The following is a 19,514-nucleotide window of genomic DNA, read 5'->3' as shown; positions in this document are numbered from 1 at the left end:
TTTCCGATTTAGAGATCAACTTTCCGAAAAGGCTCCGCACAATGTTTCGTGGTATAAACTTGTGTGGAGCCGAAATCAATGCAAAACTTCCCGAACAACATCGTACCAACCCTTTCTTTGTATTTTATTTATTATACAACTTTGATTGAGAGTTGTCAATTTGCAAGAGTGATTATAGACGAAAAAGTGTCTTAGTTGTCAAGACATTTGTTACACTTTGAGAAATACTCCGCTACTACCTGATCAGGGCTTTTGAAGTTCAATACCGTCTTCGCTGTGCTGTTATATTTCTTCTCGTGTCTCGCTACTTTCTTCTTAAGCTCTTTCTCACTTGTGAATACTTCTCTGCCATACAGGATCTTCCCGTCTTCTCTGTGACTTCTCTCTACCTTCCCATTCTGCCATGGCGAATACGGTCTCGTCCTCTTAAGCTCCATATTCAGCTTTTTTACCGCTTTTTCAAACGCACTGTCCTTTTCCGTCTTATCATCGTCATTTACGAATTCCGGTCCGTTGTCTACCTGGATAGTCTCTATCTTGAATCCCATTCTCTTTCTCAGGCTCTTTATGAATTCCTTTGTCTCGTATGTGCTCTTCTCTTTTACTATCTTCAGCACTCGCTTCCGGCTGTATTCATCTATCGCCGTTATCTGATAATACTTATCTCCGTAACACGGGAACCTTATACATTCCTGAGGTACATATTTGATATCTCCCTGCACCTTCTCTCCCGGGTATGTCCCCTGCATGTTCTCATATTTCGTATAGCTTTTCTTCTTTCTCTCTACTTTTCTGTATCCCCTGTTTCTTATCTGTCTGCACATGCTTTCAAAACTTCGGCTATATCCTCTGCTTTGACATCTTACATATACTTCTGCAAGACCATATCGTCCGTTTCTTCTAAGCATGTTCTTTATCAGCTTCAGTTCTTCTTCCGTATGCGCGTTCGGGCTGCGCTGAGGCCTCCTAGACCTCAGCGCAAGGCTCTGAACGCTTCCATCGTACTTTTCCAGTTGTCTATATACAAACTGCCTGTAGGTATGATATCTCCTTGCAGCCTTTGTTACGCCATGTTTTAAAGCATATTCACATAAACGCTGGCGAAATCTCATTTCTTCGGTTATACTTTTCATGAGAGATACTCCTTACTGATACTTGTTTTTTTGGTCGAAAACTATTGTATCAAAGTATCTCTCTTTTTTATTTATTTCTGTAACATATGTCTTAGCACATTACACAAGAGTGATTATAGACGAAAAAGTGGCTGCAATTTTTTGCGTCTAAAATCAAAGAAAAGAGCAACAAAAACCGGTTGCCGAACGGGATATTGAGTGAGAGAACACAAAAGGGTTTGGGATTTTCCCAACAAGCTAAAAAGGGCAAATGGGTACTCATTTGCTGTGCTTGCTCCCTACTCAAAACAAGGAAAGGACGGGAAAGGAATGGAACGGAAACGAAAAATCAAAGACGGGCATATCGTGGTAAAAAATCCTTTATATCAGGAGTTGCCGACGCACGAAATTACCATACAATCCGGCAGGACGCTCTATCGTTTTACGGGAAGTTATAACGGCAAACGAAGCCTTCCCCATAAAGTTTTGCGGCTTATGGCAGTATCGCCTATTGATGAAGAAAACAAGGAGCGTTAAAATGAGTATAAGCAATCCTGTATTGGCAGACTGCCCGCCGATGAAAGGAGCAGAAAATATGTCAAGGCAGTCTGACAAGATTACCGCCCTCTATTGCCGCTTATCACGCGACGACGAATTACAGGGCGACAGCAACAGCATTGTTAATCAAAAGGCGATTTTAAGTAAATACGCAAAGGAAAACGGCTTCAAAAATCCCTTGTTTTTCGTGGACGACGGGTATTCCGGGGCAAACTTCAACCGTCCAAGTTGGAGCGAGCTTTTAGAAAAAATCGAAAACGGCGAAGTTGCAGCCTTAATTGTCAAAGATATGTCGCGGCTTGGGCGCGACTATCTGAAAGTGGGCTTTTATACCGAAGTCCTGTTCGTGGAAAAAGGCGTGCGGTTTATCGCAATCAACAACGGTATAGACAGCGCGAATCAATTGGACAGCGACTTCACCCCGTTTCTCAATATCATCAACGAGTGGTATGCGAAAGACACCAGCAAGAAAATTCGCGCGGTGATGAAGTCCAAAGGCGAAGCTGGCGAATACCTCTGCACTAACCCGCCTTATGGCTACAGGAAAGACCCGGAAAACAAAAAGCGGTGGATTGTGGACGAAGAAGCCGCCAAGATCGTCAAGCGGATATTCGCCCTTTGTCTGGACGGATACGGGCCGTCGCAGATTGCCCGTATTCTGAAAGAGGATAAAGTCATAACGCCGACAATCCATTTTCAGCAAACAGGCAGGGCAGCGAGGAACGCACCACCGGACAATCCTTATCACTGGACGGGAGATACCATTGCCGACATTTTGGAGCGTCCGGAGTATAAAGGGCATACGGTAAACTTCAAGACTTATAAGCAGTCCTACAAGAGCAAAAAGGCTTGCTACAATCCCGAAGAAAAATGGCTTGTGTTCGAGAATACCCACGAAGCAATCATTGACGCTGACACATGGGCGCGGGTGCAGGAATTACGAAAGAACAAACGCCGCCCAACGAGGACAGGCAAGACTAGTATGTTTTCCGGTATTGCGCGTTGCGCCGATTGCGGGGAGAAACTCTATTACTGCACAAGCAAGAACTTTGAAGCAAGGCAAGACCACTTTGTCTGCTCCACTTCAAGGCTCAAAGGAAAAGACGTTTGCCCGACGCATTTTATCCGCGCTGTTGTATTGGAACAGGGTGTACTCGCCCACATGAGAATGACGATTGCTTGTATCGCTAACCACGAAGAACAATTCCGCAAGGCTATGGGCGCGAAGCAGAAAGCTGAAGCGAAAAGAGAACTTGCAGCAAAGCGGCGGCAACTCACACAAGCCCAACGGCGGATAGAAGAACTTGACCGTCTTTTCAAGCGTATTTACGAGGACAACGCCAACGGGAAATTATCTGATAGCAGATTTCAAATGCTCTCTGACGATTACGAACAGGAGCAGGAAGAACTGCGGGAAAAGCTGTTGCGATTGAATGAAGAAATTAACGAGCAGGAAGAACAGGCAGAGAACATTGACAGATTTATCGGCAAAGTAAGGAAGTATCTCGACTTGGACGAACTAACTCCCGCTATACTCAATGACATGGTAAAGGCGGTATATGTTCACGCGCCGGACAAGTCGAAATGTTATAGGGAACAGCAGATTGACATTTCCTATGACCTTATAGGAATACTCCCCGCGTCTTTACTGAATGACCTGAAAAACGGCGAAACGGCATAGCCAAAGCTACGCCGTTTCCCGAAAACATTTCTAATACTGTCTTATGAGTGCCGCCCTAAGGAGCGTCCTTTTTTGACATACGTGTCTCACGCGAGGCTGAAAGCAGGCCAGTATCTCAGCAACAGGTACGACAGAGCAGTCATCGCGATTATCACCAGGATAGACATTTTCCAGCCTTCATTGAGCATATATCTGGGTTTAAGGCCATACCCCACCGGCACCGCCCTGATGGATGTCGGAAGCATATATGATAAGTTGACACCTATGGATGCTATATAGATATATGGTATCGGATTGAGCCCGATGCCTTGAACTATAGATATCACAATAGGTATGGCAACAGCCGCCGTGGCTGTATTTGACGTCACATCGGACATGATAAGTGTCACCGTGATGATGACCAGGACTGTAACAAGTCCGCCCGTCAGTCCCATGCGGGCTACGGCATCTCCGATTGACTGAGCCGCGCCCGTCTCACTTATCAATGTCCCGGCAGCGAGGCCGCCTGCAAATATATATATGAGCTCCCATATTATCTTTTTCTGAGCCGATTTCCACAGCATGACACGCTTTCCCTCGCTGTCGACCATGAGAAACGCGATTATGCCACATATTATAAAGGCATAGGCCGGCTTGAGTCCCGGCAGGAGATCCTGATATGCCTGTCTCGTAAATGCCAGCACTGTCGCAATGATAAACAGCGCCAACGACCATTTCTCTTCGAACTTCATCGGCGGCATCGCCTTATATTCCTTTACGAAAAATTCTCTGGAGCCTCCAAGGCTTTCATCTTTCTTGACATCACGCAGCATAAACAGGATATTCAATATCATCAGTACGATGAATATAGGCAGGAATCTTACGACCCAATGCATATAAATATACTCTTCCCCTGTGATCTGCTGGATATAATCGACAGTGACCAGATTCATCGCCCCTCCAAGCGGAGTCGCTATGCCTCCCAAGCCTGCCGCGTAAGCGATGGTCAGCAGCAGCTTGGAACCGATACGGCTATTGCCGATATCACCTTCCCCTATATAGTTGAGCATGGCTACTGCTATAGGCGTCATCGTGGCGCAGACTACCGCATTTGGAAGAACTGATGAGAGAAGAGCCGACAACACGAACCAAAATATGATCTGGCTCCTGAGATTGTCGCCTATGAGCCCCAGGAATCTGGCAGCGATACGCTTGTCCAGTCCTGTCTCCTCCCACGATACCGTGATGATAGATGCTCCCAACAGCAGCATTATAGTCTCTGACGCATAATTGGATATGATAGCAGACATATCCGTCATCTGCACGATCGCGTTCAACGCTATAGGCAAAAATGCCGTTACGGCATAATCGACAGGCGCAGTTATCCACCAGTACGCCATCCATGCTATAGTACCTACAGCTGCCCTGGCTGCAAACGTTCCAAAGATTCCTTCAGGAAGGAGAAACGCGCATAACAGAAACAGCACCGGACCGACGAGCAGATTGATTATCCTTTCCTTACCCATGATATAACTCCCTGATAATATGATTCTGATAACGCAAACTCAAGTAGTTTATCATATGTCGCGGGGAAAAGCAAACTTCATTTCGGACAAGCCGTAACTGCTACGCCCGTATCTATACTATCTCCATTTTTGATGATTGCCTTCCATAATCTCACACCATAGATCCTTGCCGCAGAAATATGATATCGTTTCTGATTGATAGGCTCAGAGATGCTTCCAGTCCATTGGCATATATTTCATCAAAATTCCATATATATGAAATTTTCACTCTTCCACAATAAGCAAACCTTATTTCAAATTTCTACACTGTCAGAGCTACTCTACGGATTACTTTAACCCATACTAGGCAATAATTCTAAATATCATAACCGTGATTTCCTTCTGTCCATGTAATCCTTAACAAAAGCCGACTTCTACCATATTGATCGTAGAAGTCGACTCTGTTTCATTGTAGTATTTTATTTTCATATTGCCAAAACTTATTTCTGTATTTTCGTTTTTCCATCCTTTGTCAAAAGAGTTTCATACAGATCTACTCTTCTATCGCGAAATCTCATCATTTTCGTTTTTTCCGGAGAGTCCAGATCTATTTCACATGTCAATATTACTTCTCCGTACTGATCCGCCTGTGCCATGATGACGCCTGTCTCGTCGGTGATGAAGGATGATCCGAAAAATCTTATGGAAGTCTCACCCATATCCTCTATCCCCGTCCTGTTGGATGCCACGACAGGAACCATATTAGCGATAGAATGACCTATCATAGCATTGGTCCAGCGTTCCGCTATCACCTTCTGGTTTGGAAGTTCTTCGCGCTTCACGGGATCTGTCCCTATAGCTGTCGGATAAAGCAACACCTCCGCTCCCTGTAGCGCCATACAGCGCGCAGCTTCCGGAAACCACTGGTCCCAGCAAATCCCCACACCAATTCTAGCATAACGCGTATTCCACACACGAAAACCAGTATCCCCCGGCGAAAAATAGAATTTCTCATAATATCCTGGGTCATCAGGAATATGACTTTTCCTGTAATACCCTAAGACGCTTCCATCTGCATCGATAACTGCCACAGTATTATAATACATCTCATTGCATTTTTCGAAAAAGCTTATTGGCAAAACGACTTCCAGCTCTTTAGCCAAGTTAGACATACGTTCTATCAGAGGATGATCTTCAGCCGGCTTCGCCCATTTCAGATATTTATAATCCACTTTCTGTGGAAAGTATATATTCTCAAATAGTTCCTGCAGCAGTATTATATTGGCACCTTTCATGGCTGCTTGCCTTATGAGTCTTTCAGCCTTGTCAACATTGCTCTCCACATCACGACTGCACGTCATCTGAGTAGCGGCCAACACTACTTTTCTCATTCAGCCTCTCTCCTCTCCTGCTTTTTCCCTTTCCCCGTAAAACGTATCACCACTTTGACAGCGACGAGGATAATAAAGATGACACCTATATATCCATTAGCCGTATAAATTATGTTCATCAGCTCATTGTACGGTAAAAACAATGGAATAAATGCTCCAATCATCGCCATTATGAGCATCACCGTCTTTCCAGATACCTTCTTCTCATCAACGAATCTGATAGCCGGACCATACAAAAGAGGAACAGCCGATGAATATATGCCGAACATGATGATTATCGCAAATACCGCTCCAAATATCGGGCTCAGATTCGTAGCTAATGCGAGAATAGGGACCTGAACTTCCGACATCGTCTCTATATTGGCAAACATAGCGAACATCACGAACAACACTGTAATGCAGAACAGCGCCACACCAAGGATCTGTCCCGAAGCAGCGATCTTGATACTTGGCAAATTTTTGCCATAAAATGGCAGGAACACCACAACATACATGATACCGAACCCGGCGTAGTTGAGAACCGATAGATACCATGTATCCGCAGCCTTGAGTATATCCAGCTCAGGCGTCAACTTGATCCCTTCGCTTACAGAATAATCTCCTGTAAATATATTCGGAATGGCTACAAGAATGATGATTATTATCAAGGCAGGGCCTATCTTGCTAATGATATCAGTTATCCGGTTAAGGCCCATTATAACTGTCAGACCGCTGACTGCCGCCATGATAACGACACCTACCCAAACAGGGAGCCCGTAATACTGATTCAGCGTGGCACCAGCTCCAGCGCACATCACCACATAGCACAGGTACGAAAACAGGTTGGCGAAGAAATCAAAGAACTTGCCAAATATCCTCCCGGCATAGTATTCGTAAACACCGCCCTTATTATCGAACTGTTCCCTCTGTCCTACCGTGATGAATTCCGTATCCATCGCTGATCCAACAATGAAAAATAAAACCAGTGCCGCGAATCCCATTACCCCGTAAGCGGTAAAATATTGAAGTATTTCCTGTCCGCTGGCAAACCCCGACCCTATGGCAAAAGCCATATATGTACCCGCTACCGTTATTATCGCTCCTATATTGCTTTTCCTTTTGCCCATTTTATTTTCTCCCTTCATATACCACATTGCCGTCCATCATCGTCATCAATACCGGCATGTTAAACATCTGATCTCGATTATGTATGATCTCAAAAGGATTCTTCCCAAGAACGACTATATCGGCCAGCTTCCCTGGTTCCAGTGTTCCCAGCTCTTTCTCCTGTCCGGAAGCGAAAGCCGATCCATATGTATAATTACGAAGAATGTCGTGAACCGAAAGTTTTTCCCACGGATTATATCCACCCTCCGGCTCCAGCTCATTGGTAACTCTGTTGGCAGCTCGAAATATCCCCTTAAACGGCGTAAAGTCTACGACAGGATAATCCGTACCGAATGCTAGGTGAGTTCCGGCATCTTGGAGCGACTTAAAAGCCCACATGTACTTCATTCTTTCTTCCCCTACCAGATAATGGAACGGATGAAGCGCATAATGGGTCCTCGGCGGATGCTCCGGTTGAACGGAAGCGATAACACCTATACGCGCAAATCTTGAAATGTCCTCGGGGGCTATGATCTCAATATGCTCTATAGCATGTCGCATGTCGTGAAAACCATTGGACTCCGCTGCCTTTTCAAAAGCATCGAGAGCCATTCTGACAGCTCCGTCACCACAACAATGTACACGACATCTGATCTGCATAGCATCAAGTTCTTTTACGCGATCAAAGAACACATCTGCAGGGACAAGCGGTTCACTGACAAAATCCGGTTTGTCAGAATAAGGTTCAATAAGATAACCTGTATGTCCCATCGGAGTACCGTCAAGGAATTCCTTCACTCCATTGAATGTTATTAATGGCCCTGTGAATTCTCTCCTCATGGCCTCTATCTTTTCATTGTCTTCCATCATTCCCACGGAAAAATTCACCCTTATTGACAAATCTCCTGTTTCCTGAAGTGTCCTGTAGGCATCTGCCCTTAATATACTATAAAGCGGCAGATCTGCTACCGATGTAATTCCCAGACTATTGGCCATCTTTGCAAAAGATTTAATAAAGCCGGCAATCTCTTCATCGGATATTTCATCGAATATCTTCCTCAGTAATGGAGCTACGGCACCTTCATGGACATAGCCTGTGGGCTCTCCGTCCCCATCCCTGAAATACTTGCCGCCGGGAGGATCCAGCGTTTCCTTCGTTATGCCAAATCTTCTCAATGCTTCACTGTTAAGCCATGCTCCATGGCATTCCTTATTAAGAGAAAACACAGGTGTATCCGGGAAATATCTGTCCAATAACTCTCTGGACGGCAGTTTCTGTCCTGGCCAAATAAAATGATCCCAAGCTCCACCCAAAATCCAGCATGATTGGTCTCTGTCTTTATTTTTTTCATACAGTATCCTCGCAGCCTCATCCTCATCTTTCGTGGCGCGGATAGTCCCGAAAAACTCCATCATCGCAGCCATAGCCATATGCACATGATAATCGTTGAATCCAGGCATCAAAAATCCTTCTTCATAATCAAGAACCTCATTGGCCATGCTTTCTTTCCAATCGCTGACAGGGACAATACTTCTTATCCTGTTACTGTCGATCAGAACGTATCCGTCGATCAACGAATCCGATAATGATGTATATATTTTTTTACATCGTATCGCTTTCATCACTTCACCTCCATTTCTGTTGAAAACATTTTATACAGTAACAGAACATGCAATTGTTTTGCCAATATACATATTAATTTGATTTTTCAGTAAATTGCTTTCTCTATTACATATCTATCCTCTATTCACAATCGCATCTTCCCATCTTTTCGTAGTTTTGCAACAGCTGCTGAATTTCCACCCACAAAAGCTATAAAAGCACCTCTTGCCAATGCAAAACTGCAAAAGTTGCATTAGCGCAACATCAGCGTCACTTTACTGCTGTTTTGGGCAACAAAAAACGGAGATGGATATCGGCAAATCATTTTCGATATCTATCTCCGGGAAGATCAAACCTTCATTCGTCCATTTTCTCACTCTCGTTCTGCTATCATAGTATAATTCCCCTTCTTCCGATAAAACAGCTTTTCAAACTCATGATCAGTAAAATCGGTTCCTTCTTCTACCTGCTCTTTCGTAATAAATCTCACACAGGTACCGCAAGAAGAACTCAGTTCCCGCGGAACTGGCTGAAGTTTTCGCTCAATCCCCCGCGACTGCAGGAATCTGTCGTACTGGATAGCGTCGAAATGCGTATGAAAAGTCATCACGTACTCCATGACCGCACCATTACTTTCGCAAAGACAGTCTGTAGCCGTCTTCCGTCTCTTCGACATCCACCGTGTGCTTGTTTTTCCCTGCGAAACGCTTTATATTTTCAAGGGCGGTCTTATTATCTACCAGAACGACTATCTCATCGTGTTCCTCCGCCATGGCCTTTTTCGTCCTTATTACCGGCTCCGGACAGGAGCATCCTCTGGCATCCACGTTCACTATCATCTGCGATCCCTCCTAACACTTTTGAATCTCATTTTCTGCTGCTTGCTGTCGGCGCTTTGACCGATCCTGCTTATTCCTTCGCTCTTGTTATGTTGGTCACAGCTATCAGGGCCGTGATCACCAGACATATTATTACCGCTGCAGGACCATACTGCGACGGACCTTCCGGCGATGACGCCAGGCCGAAATTATGACAGATAGCCGCTCCTGTGATGAATCCGATGATCACCACTACGGAATCGGTATTGCCCTCTCCGGCCAGTATGACCTGTCTCAACGGGCAGCCTCCCAGCAGCACCGAACCGAATCCCACCAGCACCATGCCCATGAAATTCCACAGTCCGTCGTCGTGGGCTACAGGCTGATCCTCAAAGCCCAGATTGAATGCTCCTGTGATCAGGTTCCCTATGACGGCAGCTGCGATCACACAGATAAACCCTATCAGCATGGTGGTATCCTTGAACAGCACCGTATCTCTGATCCCGGCCACAGTGCAGAATCTCGCTTTCTGAGCCAGCGCTCCCACTGCGACTCCTGCTATCAGTGACATTATTATCGGGGCATGCATCGATCCCGGCCCCTCCACGCTGAAAAATATGAACGCCGGAGCAGCACAGAGAAGTATCAGCAGCCCGACATTGACAGCCGGATAGACAGCTCCTTCACACTTGCTCAGCTTATATGTCCTCCTGAGGGAAAATCCCTTATTGAGGCAGAATATCCCTGCCAGTATACCGACGATGAAGCCTGCCAGTCCCACTATCGCGTTGAGATCTCCGCCGCCGATCCGGAGCATCATCCTCAGCGGACAGCCGAGGAACATGAGCGCACCTACCATTACGCAGACGGCCAACACAAATCTTATGGCCGGTGACGATCCTCCTCTTGGAGAAAATTCCTTCCCTACTACAGCCATTAAAAAGGCTCCAAAGGCCAGTCCAATTATTTCCGGCCTTATATACTGTACAATCTCTGTTCTGTGAAGGCCTATACCTCCCGCCGTGTCTCTGAAAAAGCAGGCGATACAAAATCCCATATTCCCGGGATTCCCGAAATAAACAAGTATTACCGCAATCAGCCCTACTACACCACCTGTGATCCCTATCAACGCTGTTTTCTTCATTTTACATCTCACCCTCCTGAAATGATAACCTCAAATAATAACTTTCTTTTACGAGGTTATCATTTTCGACGAAGATAGTAAAAATGAAATTCCACATGTATCGACCGCCGTTCATAGGAATTTTCTATTTTGCAGAACCTTCCCGTTCAAAACTGCCACGTCATTCTTTTCCTACACCACGACGATACTGAATTCTTGCTTTTCCTCCGCATATCCTATAACAGCAGCCTTTTCACCGTCCTCTCGTAGTTGCGCAGCTAATCTTTCGCCTTGCTTTTCCGGGACAGATATCAACAGTCCTCCGGAAGTCTGCGGATCATACAATACATCTTCGATCGACAGCGGTACATACTTATCTACAAAGATCTCCTCCGAAAGATATTCTCTGTTCCTATACGCTCCTGCTGGTATCATGCCCAACTCTGCCATTTCCAGTGCCCCCGAAAGAAGAGGCACGGAAGCATGATCTACCCTTATGGACACGCCACTGCCGTTGGCCATCTCCAAGGCATGTCCCAAGAGTCCGAATCCTGTGATATCGGTACAGCCATTCACATGAAAATTCTTCATCGATTCAGCCGCATACCGGTTGAGTCTGCTCATCGACTCGGTCATCAGACGGCACTCCTCCTCGCCGGCCATTTCTGCTTTGACGGCAGTCGTGAGTATCCCCGTCCCCAGGCCCTTCGTCAATACCAGTGCATCTCCCGGCCTTACGCCGCTGTTTATGAGGACCCCGGAAGGCTCTGCGATCCCTGTCACCGAAAGCCCGTACTTCGGCTCCCTGTCCTTTATCGTATGTCCTCCCGCGATCACGGCTCCGGCCTCTCTGACCTTTTCATAGCCTCCCCTCATTATTTCGCGTATGACGTCCTCCGAAAGCTCCTCGGGGAAGCAGCATATATTCAAGGCGAGCAGCGGCGAGCCTCCCATCGCATATACGTCGCTGAGCGCATTTGCCGCAGCTATCTGTCCATAATCGTAAGGATCGTCCACCACAGGCGGGAATATATCCACAGTCTGGATCAGCGCGGTTTTTTCGTCCAGCCTGTACACCGCCGCGTCATCGCTGGTATCGAACCCGACCATGAGAGCCGGATCATCGAATACCGTCATACCGCAGAGCACTTTTGAAAGGGCACCCGGCCCTATCTTTGCAGCTCAACCGGCATGATCGGACATCTCCGTGAGCCTGATATCGGCCGCCGTTTTTTCCTTATTCATTCTGATCCCTCCTTTCGATACCGTTCCTGTGAAGAGCCCATCCCTCTGCCGGCGATCAGCTCGGCAGTCCGTCCATGCACTCCTCTGACACCCATGCGATAGATCTCATAAGGCACGTCCAGCACCTCCACAGCCTCCATCAACTCTTTCTCATTTTTTATATCTATCCTGACGGCGAACCCGCAGCTCTTTGATATCTCTCTCGGAGTAGGGATTATCGCCGTCCTGAATTTCCTGCAAAGCATCCGTTCCGTTTCGATCGTATCCATGGTAGCCGAAAATACCAACGCCAGAAACGGAGAATCCAGCGTTCCCGCCATCTCCCTTCACCTACGAGATCACGATGGTATTGTCCGCATCGTGCATTATCTCAACGTTAGAATACATATTGGTGACGCTGCCGACCGCAAGATCGTCGTTCAGTCCGTAATAGTCCAGACATGCGCCGCACGACAGGATCTCGACGCCGCCCCGCTCAAGCTGCTCTATCATATCCAGCACTTCCGATCCCTTCGTCGTCAGATAGACGCCCCTGTTCAAAAACATGATCGTCTCCGGCTTTACATCTGCCTCTGTCAGCGAATAGATATAACTTTTCATCAGATTTTTCCCCAGCTCCTCGGCTCCCTTGCCTATGGAGTCGGCAGCGATCATTATCGCGATTTTTCTATCATCCATTATTCCGACACCTCGATCCTGAACTCTTTCCTTCCTGTGCTTTCTCCCTCCGGCCTTCCGGCGCTCTCTGCGCACACATTCGTAAAGCGTCTGCGGGCCGACGCTGCTTACATATGTATTATGTGTCTTACCGCAAGCCATTTCAATGATCCATCGGCAGTATTGTTTTTTTCGATACATTTCGATACAGCTATAGTTTTTATGTGTGGAAAGGGCGGGCTGCGGTATATGACAAACGGTACAGCCACACAGGCTGTACCGTTTATATCAACAAACACAGTTGGATCCGCTTCATTCACATACCGCTAGTACTCCAGTCCCTCAGGACGCATCGCTTTATTGTCATACTTCCTGGCAAGCAATGCACACACTATTGCGGCAACAGCATATATGACGGTTACGATATTTATGCCGCTGAGGATAAAATCAAACGCTCCGTCAAATCCGTATGTCTCCGCATAGTATTCCGGACCCCAGGAGCCTTCATAATACGGCATGAAGAATATCGCGGCGACGCTCACAATAGTTAAAACACCGTACAGCTTCGCGAATCTCTTCAGGTCGCCGTAAGCCAGCTTCGTCTTCGGATTCAATGGATGCAGATCAGGATAGAGCTTGGTAAGTCCGCCGCGTCTTCTCTTAAAGAACATATATAACAGTGGGAATATGGCAACACCCGCCATACCGCCCAGGAAATAGTCAGCTCCATTTACCATCAAAGCTATGATGCAGACGATCCATCCCGGAGATACGAAAGCGATTATGCCCGCTGTGCTCTTGATAGGGATCTTGAACGGTCGCGGAAGCTCCGGATGCTTTATTCTGAGAGCTACCAGAGAAATCCATATCAACGTATAATCTACCATCAGCAATGTTACCGTTATAGTTATAAGCGTATCAAAACTCAAAGTGCAGCCTATCAACGCCACTATGCCGACAGAAAGTATCGAAATATACGGCATATGACGGCTCTGCGAGATCTTTGTCATACACTTCGGTCCCAGATTATCTTCACAGATCGCATAAAAATTTCTTGAGAGAGATGTCATGCACGTATTGAAACAGGACATATTCCCTACGACGGCAATCACTACGAATACGCTTCCCAGACCTACCAGGCTGGCAACATTTCCATAGTTTATCGTATCTCCCCAATCCTGCCAATGTCCCAACGAACCTACTCCCGCAGCTGTCGGCAATATGTATACAAGTGCGATTATCGGCAGCGCGATAAGCAGCGATTTCCAAACCACCGATTTATCCTTGCAATCACCTGCCAATGTGGAAGCCGAAGTGAAACCCGAATACATCCACATTCCCAATGCCAAAGCGCCTCCCAGACTGAACAGGAATCCCTCGTCAGGATTATACACTGGATCTATCGGCGAATACTCCATATGCGTAAATCCTATTACAGCGATCCCGGCAAAAGCGATCAGTATCAATGTTGAAATGACCGTCGCTATCCAGCCTACTTCTTTTATCCCTCTCAGATTTACAACTGTAAAAAGTATTATGATTGCAGCCTTGAGCAGATACTCCTCTACTCCGTTAAGAGGAAGCAGCACACCTATATATCCTACACTGAGAATAACATATCCCGGCATCTCGATATACTGAGCTATGACGCGCCCCCATCCCGCCATGAAGCCCCAGAATTCACCTAAAGCCGCTTGATTCCACTTATAAAATCCTCCAGTATAAGGTATTGCCGATCCAAGCTCGGCTGCGGTCAATGCCTGCGGCAAAGCCCATACGAACGGAAGGATCGCAAGAAGGATGAGAGTCAGTCCTGGTCCTCCCGATGACACCATCTCTTCTACCCCGAAGGCCCCTCCACAGCAGAAACTGAAAATCATGAACAACATCATCGCTATCGTGATATCCTTCGCAACGATCTTACTGTTGTCTCCACGCAGAATACCACCGGAACTTCCGGCATTATTACTAGTACTATTCATTTGTTCACCTCCGAAAATCTTTTCTTACCATTTGTTTTCACTTGTCTCAAAAAGATCTTAAATAATAACGACTGATTACAATTTTCACAACAAAAATTTTAAAACCGACATGTATTACTATAATTTAACGGAATTTTAAAATAATTCTTATTTTATGTTTTTTTTAGATAATTTTGCTTATTTTTGTCCCCCGGTATTTTATACAGATAGTTTTTGACGCAATAAAATACTGTTTTTTCAAATTTTGGCGATTACAATCTCTTTAACGTCTTATTCAGTTCATAACAGCTTCCATTCTTAAAACCGAACATCATTTATACTTTTTTCTTTCTTATACAAGGAGGGCTAGATATGATAATAGGAATTCCAAAGGAAACGAAAGATCAGGAATCGAGAGTCGGATTAACGCCAAAATACGTGAAAAAGCTTACGAAGCAAGGGCACGGAGTAGTGATCCAAAAAGGTCTTGCAACGCTGGCTGGTATTCCTGATGAAGACTATATCGCCGCAGGGGCATCTGTTGCCGAAACGATGGATGACGTATATAACAGCGCTCAAATGATCGTTAAATTCAAGGATTATATGGAGGGCGAGTACGATGTTCCAATAAGACAAGATCATATAATATGGTGCTGCTTCCATCTCGGCGAAAACGAGCCTGATGATATCATTACAAAGAAAATGATAGAGTCAAAGGCGACCGGCCTCGCCTATGAAATGCTTCAAAACCCTGATGGCAGCAGACCACTGATGAAGCCAATGAGCGAGATAGCCGGAAGATTAACGACTATTATCGCAGCAAACCTCTGTTTTCTCCAAAACGGCGGCGCCGGAGTTTGTCCGGCAGCTATCACGGGAAGCAGAAGACCCAGATACATCATCATAGGAGGCGGTCAGGCAGGCTACGCAGCAGCTCAGATAGCAGAAGCCTTCGATGCTCAGGTCACTGTCTTCGAATCCTTTCAGGACAGAATGCTTTACCTGAGGGACAACCTCAAAAAATCCGAGATCCTGTCCTATGATGTAGATCAGATAAACCAGCGTGCACTCGACTGCGATGTACTGATCAACGCCATATATCCATATCCGGGAATGCCTGTTCCGGTCGTTCCCAGAACTACGGTAAAAAAGATGAAAAAGGGTGCGGTGATAATGGATCTGGCTGGGACCAACATAATAGAGACCATGCGATACACGACCATAAGCGACCCTACATATATAGAAGAAGGTGTTGTACACTACGGTGTGGATAATATGCCTGCGATGGTCCCAAAGACAGCGATGGACGCATATATGCAGATCACATACCCGTTTATCGAAGCTATCGCCAACAAAGGACTGAAAAAAGCATGTGAAGAGAGTGCCGTTCTTTCAAAAGCCATGAACTTCTACAATGGTCAGATAGTCAACAGGGATGTCGGTCTCACACATGATCTTCCTTGGGTAGATTTCGATCCCCAGATGATAAAAGAATAGGAGGTAATCATCTATGGCAAAAGTAGCTGTAATGGGCAGCGGTAACGGTTCTCAGGCTATGGCCGCAGATCTGACTCTGAAAGGTCACGAAGTGCGGCTGTATGAGATGACAGATTTTATAAACAACCCTAATACTAAATACGTATTCGACAATAAACAGATCAGACTCGAAGGAAGGGCCGGCAACGGCATTGCAACAATTTCCTGTGTCACTTCCGACATAGTCGAAGCTGTGAAAGGAGCCGAAGTGATCTTCCTTCCTCTCCCTGCCTTTTCTCACGATTATTATGCAAATCTCCTGGCGGAAGTTGCAGAAGACGGACAGATCATCGTTTTGACCCCAGGAAATCTCGGCAGTCTGGTTTTTAAAAAAATATTTTCAGACAAAAATGTCTCTGCCGACGTAGTATTCTGCGAAACCGCTACACTAAATTACGATGCAAGGATCCTCGATCCGGGACACGTCTATGTTTACGACAGAAATTATGGAATTAAATGCGGAGTTCTGCCTGCCAGCAGATCATCGGAAGTATACGAGATATTAAAAAAATATTATAACGAATTTATTCCTTGCGAAGATGTTCTCGCCTGCGGGCTCCACAGCCTCAATCCGTGTCTGCATCTTCCAGGCTGTACGATGAATGCCGGCCGTATCGAACGTTCGAAAGGAGACTTTTATCTTTACGAAGAGGGGATCACTCCTACCGTAGCTAAAGTTATGGAAGTTTTAGATGCCGAACGCGGCTCCATCGTAAAGGCGTTCGGATATGAACTTATGACTGTCGCCATGGAGCTTGCGGAAGGCCGCGAGCCGAGAACAATATGGGAAGAGGTAAACGGCTGCCAGACGCTTGAATTCATCAAAGGTCCAACCAGCTTAAAAAACAGATATTTTACCGAAGATATCCCGTACGGTCTCGTAGCATGGTCGGAATTAGGCAAAATGCTCGGTATCCCCACACCTTTAATAGATTCCTTCATAGAAATCGGCGCGATAATAATCGATGAAAAGCCGCGGGAAACCGGACGAACGCTGAAAAAAATGGGTATCAATGATATGACTATCGAGGAGCTGAAGAAATACCTTGGTCACTGACATATTTTCTCCTTTTTAAAATGGCTGCCGCATCTGAAACGAATGCGGCAGCCTTTCTTCATGTTATTCCATTATCCTCCTGAGCTTCAAGAGAGATGCCCCGTATCTGGGCACCTTTATATCTAATGAGGCGCTGCCCTTTCTTCCATCCACAAGGAAAAATTCCGAAACCGGTTTCACAAATTCCTGCATGCATTTTTCCTCCTCCGGAATGAGAAATTTAGGCATTCCCATTTCCATCATCTTATCAAAAATGCAGATTTCTCTTCCAAGATTTATCTTGGTCGCTATATACCTGCCTCTAAGATTTGTCAATTCAAGCTTATATTCCTTATTTTTTTCTACCGTGAACCTCAATATGTCGAGTTTGTTAAGATCCGTATATTCATCTATATTGCTGAAAATTTTTGCATCATAATCATAAAAAAGAATCATGATATCGTGATTCTTTTTTGTAGCGACATATGCATCGGTATTATCTAAGATCTCATCTCCCAACATAGACAGGCACATATATGCATAAAAAGACGGCTTCCTTATGCGATTGGCCAAAAATATCCCCGTATCTCCATTGATGATATATGATTTTTCTCTTTTCCTGTCAAAGACCGTATTGATGAACTTCTGATCATGCTCCATTTTAAAGCTGCTGCGAATGATCCACGGAACTACATATATAGAATCGAGGATATAATTTCCCATATATCTGCCTGCCTGACATCCCGATATTTTTTTCACCGTTATCTTACATCCTGCATTTTCTCCTATTTCAATGATATTTTTAACGATATTCAATTTTGTTTTTTCTGAAAGGTCTCCTATATACTCTATATTGACCGTAAGCTGTGTCAGCTCCGAATATCTGCAAAATTCGCCCAGCGCTTTAAAAATCTTATTATAATCTTCTTTCGTCTTTCTTGTCGTATCATAGATGAACAAAATCGAATTCGATTTTTTCTCTTGTAAAAATTCCAGAAGCCTGTTATTGAAATCTTCAGCGCTTCTGACTCGCACACACAGCCTGAAAGATGCACTGATACTTTTCACCAGCTCATGTTCTCTTCCATATCCGGCACATGTATCACAATCCCATTCGATCAGCTGTTGATACTGCGTCTTTCTCCTCCTGCTCTTTTTATCGATATCTATCTCCACTATATCAGTGTAAAAATACGACTGGACCGAATTCGAAAGCCTTTCCGCACCTAAAAACGTATCTATCGCCTCTACCGCTTCCTTGGCTGTAAGTATATCTTCGCTGGCTTTTATGATCAACCGTTGGATATTCTTTTCCCTGTATTCGTTGGGGGCCATCTGGAACCACTTTTCAAAATACTTCACATAATATCTTGTGGCTGAAAAACCGCATTCGAACGCTATTTCGCTGATTTTCTTGTTCGTCTCCAGCAGCAGCGGTTCACTTTCTTCTACTCGGGTAAAATTCAATAATTCCTGGAAATTCAGCCCGGTTGAATTCTTTATTATATGAGACAAATAGTACATATTTATATGTGTCTCATTGGCGTATTCCTGCAATGTGATTTTCTGATTGTAATTTTCCCATAAATAGTACATCAATGATCGGATCCGTCCCGCCTGCGCCTGATTATTCTTTCCCTCATATCGATTGACAAAATGCTTCCCGCCTGAAGTGTTGTAGTAAAAATATTGAAAATCGGAAAGGAGGCTCTGCAGCAGTTCTTTCCCGAGAGCTTCAATGTTCTCATCGCTCCCTGTTCTCGTGATCTGCATTTTTGCCAGGCTGAACAAGCGCTCCTTCAATTCTTCAACAGGTCTGTCATATCGTGCATCATTGAGGTACGTCGCCGCCATCAAAAAAAACGACGAAAAATCCGTCTCATTATATTTCTTAAAATATTTGATATTTATATGCGTCGTCAATACGATATTGTTTTCTTCGGTTTCATATACTCCATGGATGTCGCGATCATTAAAAATGAAGACCTCGCCTTCTTTGAGCATCAGAGTTCTGTATCCCACGATTATTTTTACAGTCCCCTTTAATGCCACTATGAGCTCAAGATCCTCGGGATGAGTATGGACAGGCTGCTCGTGAACACTGCTAACATATGAATTTATCGGAACTTTAGTATAATATTCTATCTTTCTGTTCAACATTGTTTTTCCCCTGATCACATGACAGATAAAACAGCCAACAGCAGCTTTGTTTTCATCAGTCGT

At 45.2% G+C, this 19,514-nt stretch carries 17 protein-coding genes; 4 read left to right on the top strand and 13 right to left on the bottom strand.

From position 1 onward, the window contains the following. Nucleotides 1-191 precede the first annotated feature (191 nt). The gene (locus tag ACQY69_RS12125; RefSeq protein WP_428260776.1) at nucleotides 192-1,133 is read right to left on the bottom strand and encodes a DDE-type integrase/transposase/recombinase; all 942 of its coding nucleotides are present in this window, start codon (nucleotides 1,131-1,133) and stop codon (nucleotides 192-194) included. Between the two features lie 309 nt (nucleotides 1,134-1,442). Here ACQY69_RS12125 and ACQY69_RS12120 point away from each other — a divergent pair, with 309 nt between their 5' ends. Then, nucleotides 1,443-1,649: a hypothetical protein gene (locus ACQY69_RS12120; protein WP_428260775.1), complete on the top strand. Its 207-nt coding sequence runs from the start codon at nucleotides 1,443-1,445 to the stop codon at nucleotides 1,647-1,649. Between the two features lie 58 nt (nucleotides 1,650-1,707). Continuing rightward, complete coding sequence (locus ACQY69_RS12115; protein ID WP_428261058.1) at nucleotides 1,708-3,351, top strand: recombinase family protein; 1,644 nt, start codon at nucleotides 1,708-1,710, stop codon at nucleotides 3,349-3,351. Nucleotides 3,352-3,437: 86 nt separating this feature from the next. On the opposite strand, the gene ACQY69_RS12110 is transcribed toward ACQY69_RS12115, so the two are convergent. From ACQY69_RS12110 to ACQY69_RS12060, 11 genes are all read right to left on the bottom strand, one after another. Continuing rightward, on the bottom strand, nucleotides 3,438-4,856 hold the full coding sequence (locus ACQY69_RS12110; RefSeq protein ID WP_428260774.1) for an SLC13 family permease: 1,419 nt from the start codon (nucleotides 4,854-4,856) through the stop codon (nucleotides 3,438-3,440). A 479-nt stretch (nucleotides 4,857-5,335) separates the two neighbouring features. Further along, nucleotides 5,336-6,226, bottom strand: a complete 891-nt coding sequence (locus ACQY69_RS12105; protein ID WP_428260773.1) for a carbon-nitrogen hydrolase — start codon at nucleotides 6,224-6,226, stop codon at nucleotides 5,336-5,338. Then, nucleotides 6,223-7,332, bottom strand: a complete 1,110-nt coding sequence (locus ACQY69_RS12100; RefSeq protein WP_428260772.1) for a YkvI family membrane protein — start codon at nucleotides 7,330-7,332, stop codon at nucleotides 6,223-6,225. Before ACQY69_RS12100 ends, ACQY69_RS12105 begins: the two co-directional genes overlap by 4 nt. A gap of 1 nt (nucleotide 7,333) precedes the next feature. Continuing rightward, nucleotides 7,334-8,935: an amidohydrolase family protein gene (locus ACQY69_RS12095; RefSeq protein ID WP_428260771.1), complete on the bottom strand. Its 1,602-nt coding sequence runs from the start codon at nucleotides 8,933-8,935 to the stop codon at nucleotides 7,334-7,336. 353 nt (nucleotides 8,936-9,288) lie between these two features. Next, nucleotides 9,289-9,522 carry a DUF3343 domain-containing protein gene (locus tag ACQY69_RS12090; protein WP_428260770.1) on the bottom strand — a complete coding sequence of 78 codons (234 nt, stop codon included), beginning with the start codon at nucleotides 9,520-9,522 and terminating at the stop codon, nucleotides 9,289-9,291. A 22-nt stretch (nucleotides 9,523-9,544) separates the two neighbouring features. After that, nucleotides 9,545-9,754: a sulfurtransferase TusA family protein gene (locus ACQY69_RS12085; protein ID WP_428260769.1), complete on the bottom strand. Its 210-nt coding sequence runs from the start codon at nucleotides 9,752-9,754 to the stop codon at nucleotides 9,545-9,547. 70 nt (nucleotides 9,755-9,824) lie between these two features. Further along, nucleotides 9,825-10,877, bottom strand: coding sequence for a YedE family putative selenium transporter (gene yedE / locus ACQY69_RS12080; protein WP_428260768.1), 1,053 nt, complete (start codon nucleotides 10,875-10,877; stop codon nucleotides 9,825-9,827). Nucleotides 10,878-11,048: 171 nt separating this feature from the next. Continuing rightward, nucleotides 11,049-12,101, bottom strand: a complete 1,053-nt coding sequence (gene selD / locus ACQY69_RS12075) for a selenide, water dikinase SelD (protein WP_428260767.1) — start codon at nucleotides 12,099-12,101, stop codon at nucleotides 11,049-11,051. Then, nucleotides 12,098-12,421 carry a DUF3343 domain-containing protein gene (locus tag ACQY69_RS12070; RefSeq protein ID WP_428260766.1) on the bottom strand — a complete coding sequence of 108 codons (324 nt, stop codon included), beginning with the start codon at nucleotides 12,419-12,421 and terminating at the stop codon, nucleotides 12,098-12,100. The genes selD and ACQY69_RS12070 overlap by 4 nt, the downstream gene beginning before the upstream one ends. Nucleotides 12,422-12,431: 10 nt before the next feature. Next, a complete protein-coding gene (gene yedF, locus ACQY69_RS12065) occupies nucleotides 12,432-12,920 on the bottom strand; it encodes a sulfurtransferase-like selenium metabolism protein YedF (RefSeq protein ID WP_428260765.1) in 489 nt (162 codons plus the stop codon). A gap of 164 nt (nucleotides 12,921-13,084) precedes the next feature. Beyond that, on the bottom strand, nucleotides 13,085-14,740 hold the full coding sequence (locus ACQY69_RS12060) for an APC family permease (RefSeq protein WP_428260764.1): 1,656 nt from the start codon (nucleotides 14,738-14,740) through the stop codon (nucleotides 13,085-13,087). 351 nt (nucleotides 14,741-15,091) lie between these two features. Between ACQY69_RS12060 and ACQY69_RS12055 the strand changes: the two genes are divergently transcribed. Together ACQY69_RS12055 and ACQY69_RS12050 are read left to right on the top strand one after the other, a co-directional pair. Beyond that, nucleotides 15,092-16,216, top strand: a complete 1,125-nt coding sequence (locus ACQY69_RS12055; RefSeq protein ID WP_428260763.1) for an alanine dehydrogenase — start codon at nucleotides 15,092-15,094, stop codon at nucleotides 16,214-16,216. Between the two features lie 13 nt (nucleotides 16,217-16,229). Beyond that, the gene (locus ACQY69_RS12050) at nucleotides 16,230-17,312 is read left to right on the top strand and encodes an NAD/NADP octopine/nopaline dehydrogenase family protein (protein WP_428260762.1); all 1,083 of its coding nucleotides are present in this window, start codon (nucleotides 16,230-16,232) and stop codon (nucleotides 17,310-17,312) included. A gap of 63 nt (nucleotides 17,313-17,375) precedes the next feature. Here ACQY69_RS12050 and ACQY69_RS12045 read toward each other — a convergent pair whose 3' ends face one another. Beyond that, a complete protein-coding gene (locus ACQY69_RS12045; protein ID WP_428260761.1) occupies nucleotides 17,376-19,451 on the bottom strand; it encodes a helix-turn-helix domain-containing protein in 2,076 nt (691 codons plus the stop codon). Nucleotides 19,452-19,514: the final 63 nt, after the last annotated feature.

The sequence above is a fragment of the Gallibacter sp. Marseille-QA0791 genome (genome assembly GCF_965119705.1).
GTDB classification, from domain to species: Bacteria; Bacillota; Clostridia; order Peptostreptococcales; family Anaerovoracaceae; genus Lentihominibacter; species Lentihominibacter excrementipullorum.
This window is presented reverse-complemented; position numbering and strand designations above follow the sequence as displayed.

Bases quoted from the DNA above. Each gene is read 5' to 3' on its own strand.
- ACQY69_RS12120 (WP_428260775.1), top strand. From the start codon at position 1,443: ATGGAACGGAAACGAAAAATCAAAGACGGGCATATCGTGGTAAAAAAT.
- ACQY69_RS12070 (WP_428260766.1), bottom strand. From the start codon at position 12,421: ATGGCGGGAACGCTGGATTCTCCGTTTCTGGCGTTGGTATTTTCGGCT.
- ACQY69_RS12060 (WP_428260764.1), bottom strand. From the start codon at position 14,740: ATGAATAGTACTAGTAATAATGCCGGAAGTTCCGGTGGTATTCTGCGT.
- yedE (WP_428260768.1), bottom strand. From the start codon at position 10,877: ATGAAGAAAACAGCGTTGATAGGGATCACAGGTGGTGTAGTAGGGCTG.
- ACQY69_RS12115 (WP_428261058.1), top strand. From the start codon at position 1,708: ATGTCAAGGCAGTCTGACAAGATTACCGCCCTCTATTGCCGCTTATCA.
- ACQY69_RS12090 (WP_428260770.1), bottom strand. From the start codon at position 9,522: ATGACTTTTCATACGCATTTCGACGCTATCCAGTACGACAGATTCCTG.
- ACQY69_RS12105 (WP_428260773.1), bottom strand. From the start codon at position 6,226: ATGAGAAAAGTAGTGTTGGCCGCTACTCAGATGACGTGCAGTCGTGAT.
- ACQY69_RS12055 (WP_428260763.1), top strand. From the start codon at position 15,092: ATGATAATAGGAATTCCAAAGGAAACGAAAGATCAGGAATCGAGAGTC.
- ACQY69_RS12100 (WP_428260772.1), bottom strand. From the start codon at position 7,332: ATGGGCAAAAGGAAAAGCAATATAGGAGCGATAATAACGGTAGCGGGT.
- ACQY69_RS12045 (WP_428260761.1), bottom strand. From the start codon at position 19,451: ATGTTGAACAGAAAGATAGAATATTATACTAAAGTTCCGATAAATTCA.
- ACQY69_RS12095 (WP_428260771.1), bottom strand. From the start codon at position 8,935: ATGAAAGCGATACGATGTAAAAAAATATATACATCATTATCGGATTCG.
- ACQY69_RS12085 (WP_428260769.1), bottom strand. From the start codon at position 9,754: ATGATAGTGAACGTGGATGCCAGAGGATGCTCCTGTCCGGAGCCGGTA.
- ACQY69_RS12050 (WP_428260762.1), top strand. From the start codon at position 16,230: ATGGCAAAAGTAGCTGTAATGGGCAGCGGTAACGGTTCTCAGGCTATG.
- yedF (WP_428260765.1), bottom strand. From the start codon at position 12,920: ATGGCTTGCGGTAAGACACATAATACATATGTAAGCAGCGTCGGCCCG.
- ACQY69_RS12125 (WP_428260776.1), bottom strand. From the start codon at position 1,133: ATGAAAAGTATAACCGAAGAAATGAGATTTCGCCAGCGTTTATGTGAA.
- ACQY69_RS12110 (WP_428260774.1), bottom strand. From the start codon at position 4,856: ATGGGTAAGGAAAGGATAATCAATCTGCTCGTCGGTCCGGTGCTGTTT.